The sequence below is a fragment of the uncultured Campylobacter sp. genome (genome assembly GCF_937996225.1).
Lineage (GTDB): Bacteria > Campylobacterota > Campylobacteria > Campylobacterales > Campylobacteraceae > Campylobacter_B.
Map to the genome: position 1 here is coordinate 1 of NZ_CALKTC010000027.1, position 2,674 is coordinate 2,674.

Sequence of the window (2,674 nt, forward strand, 5' to 3'; positions counted from 1 at the left end):
TAGCGGAAAATACCTTTTACGCTTTTCATTTTTGAATCCTTCTTGTTTTATCTGCGGGTTTAGTTTGTCTGCCAGTTATATGGTCAAATTGACCCAAATGCGACCCCTGCTTATCATATTTTTCTAGCGCCCCATGCCGAGAATCCCACTCATAAATATTACCCTTTTTGTCTTTCCATCGCTTCCTTAATCCGCCGCCGATTGTTAGCTTCGGTTTTATCTTTGTTGTTTATTAACTAATGATAAAAGGCATGTGCCTCGCTGTATATTCCGAACAATACCGTAGAATTTTCGTCTTTTAATATGCTTCTAACCTCTTCCGGTTCTACTGCGCTTATATTTCCATCTTTCCGCAAAAACCAATCACTACCATTAAGTTCACGGTGAAATTCATCTTTGCTTAAATCATCTTTGGAAAGTGCATTCAAATTTATAAATATTAAATCGGGACGTGCACCCAACCTTGGCAATGTGAAATATAATAGTATCAAAGTATAAAATACAAAAAATACTAAAAATTTTACTATTTTCATTTACTGATCCTTATAGCACTATATTATTTTTTAAAAGCAAATAATATAGCATTGTGTGTCTCTATAATTTTTTGTAATTCTTTGCCAGAAACTATTATACAATCATTATCTTCATAATTACATAAATACCAACTATATGCATCTTCGAGCTCTGATATATATTTAATATCCTTTTCTCTATATGCTTTTAATAAAAACATCCTTGGCAAAATTTCTCTCTCAAATTTATCATTTTCTAAGTTTGTTATATAAAAACCGCAAGCAATCAATACTATAAGCAAGCAAACAACAAAGCATAAAATAATTTTGAACTTATTCATTTATGTCCTTTATTTTCTGGCAAAAATTTCATTTCTCCATTCCCGCCAAAGCCAAAATAAGCTGGCGAGCTAAGACTTGGAAATAGCCAATTAAAGTAAAATTTATTTGGATATCCATAAACGGGAACCCCAAGTTGATTAGCTAAGTCTTGGGCTACTGATATAGTATTTTTTCCATCTTTTCCAGAAAAACACATATATAAACTTACGCTATCTACTTGTGGATCAAATTTCTTAATATCGGCCGCTAACTGAGAAACAGGGGTAACTCCTATACCCTTGAATTTATTATCATCTCGGAGATCAATAAAATTTCCTTCGGAACCGTGAGCGGCGACTCCTACCCAATGCGGACTTTTCTTATCACCCTTATATTCCACGGCAGCATTATAATTAAATTTCTCATGTGTTTTATTGAAATACACCAAATCCAAATCATCACTCTTCCTCTGATCCAGCGAGTAAAAGTATTTGGTATCGGCTATGACGGTTTTGTCGTTGGGATTTACTTTGGGCGAATAGTCGTTAAGGCTTCTGCCGTTTAATCTTAAAGCCTTTTCCGACATACTTAGCATGCCTAGGGCATAATTAGTAGCGAATTGATTTTGCGCGGGATCTTTAGGTATGAAAGAGCCTCGTTTATTATCGCTGCGATGAACGAGCTCGTGTCGTAAAGATGTCATAAATTCTTTTGCATTGCTAATGTGCTTTGTATTGATATATACGGCATTCGGATCGTCTGAGTTAAATTTTCCTCCGCTTCCTCTATTTAGATTGGCAAATTTAACCTTTACCCCCATTTGATTTGCTATATCCTGTGCGGCTCGTTGCTTTTTAAATATATCGGCGCTAGGATCGTTTAGTACGTCAAGATTTGCCGCAAGCGATATGCTATCTTTATCGTATCCGCTAGTAAAGCCTCCGATATAGTCAAATATTTTATAAGCTTTCGCATTCTCAGTAGTTGCTATTAAATTTATAGCTTCGTATATCGCACTACCCCTATTAAGCTCATCCTTTATCTCATTCCTTCCCCCTTCGCTAAACAACCTCATATCCACGCTTGCATCAACGTTAGAGTTTAGCTTGGTAGAGTATAGCTCTTTATTTAGCTTGGAGCTGTCTCTGTTTAATCTTCTAAGATCGTCTGAGTTATATAGAGCTTTATTGTTAGGATCAGATTGTAAAGAAGCAAGCTCGTCTTTACTTAAAGAGCTTATATCTTTATCTCCTACTATAAGCTCTCCTTTTCCTATAGTAGCTAAGCTCTTACTCATAGAGTAGGATAGGTTTCTATTATTAGAGTAGTTAATCGATGAAATTTTAGACTTAGGGTCGGTAGCACTATCTTTAGCTTCAGCATTCTTGCTATCACTAGCTTGGCTGTCGCTATGCTTGCTTCCTCCTTCTTGTTGCGGATCTTTAAAAGCATAATTTGCCCCTATGCTTAAAGAATTTGATTTGTCGTATCTGGTGTTGCTTAAATTTGAGAATGTTAGGGTATTCGTTTTTAATCTAAGCTTGCCGTTATCTATGAAATTTCCATTCTCATCATAGTAGCCTGCGGCTATTAGTGAACCTTTTAGATCGGTATTAGATCCTACCTCTATGTTTAGCTCTTTAGCGGTTATACTAGATAGCACGGTCTGTTTTACCGTAGTGCTTGATTTGGATCTGGAGTAGTTGGCGTTTATGCTTGAAAGCTTGGAATCCTTATGCCTTACTATGTTATTGCCTATGTCATAGGGATTGTCCGGATCGGAGGTTGTTTTACTGCCGCTTATGCCTATACCTGCCCCTATAGAGCTTGATTTACTATCG

The 2,674-nt window shown here is 36.3% G+C and carries 4 protein-coding genes; all 4 read right to left on the reverse strand.

Annotated elements, in window-relative coordinates; genetic code table 11:
* Positions 1-25 precede the first annotated feature (25 nt).
* A complete protein-coding gene (locus Q0174_RS10970; protein WP_366112499.1) occupies positions 26-220 on the reverse strand; it encodes a colicin E3/pyocin S6 family cytotoxin in 195 nt (64 codons plus the stop codon).
* 16 nt (positions 221-236) lie between these two features.
* The gene (locus Q0174_RS03550; RefSeq protein ID WP_297990433.1) at positions 237-533 is read right to left on the reverse strand and encodes a hypothetical protein; all 297 of its coding nucleotides are present in this window, start codon (positions 531-533) and stop codon (positions 237-239) included.
* A gap of 23 nt (positions 534-556) precedes the next feature.
* Positions 557-853, reverse strand: coding sequence for a hypothetical protein (locus Q0174_RS03555; RefSeq protein ID WP_298041714.1), 297 nt, complete (start codon positions 851-853; stop codon positions 557-559).
* The coding region (locus Q0174_RS03560) for a hypothetical protein (protein ID WP_298041715.1) at positions 850-2,674 on the reverse strand (1,825 nt) is incomplete at its 5' end. The genes Q0174_RS03555 and Q0174_RS03560, both read right to left, overlap by 4 nt.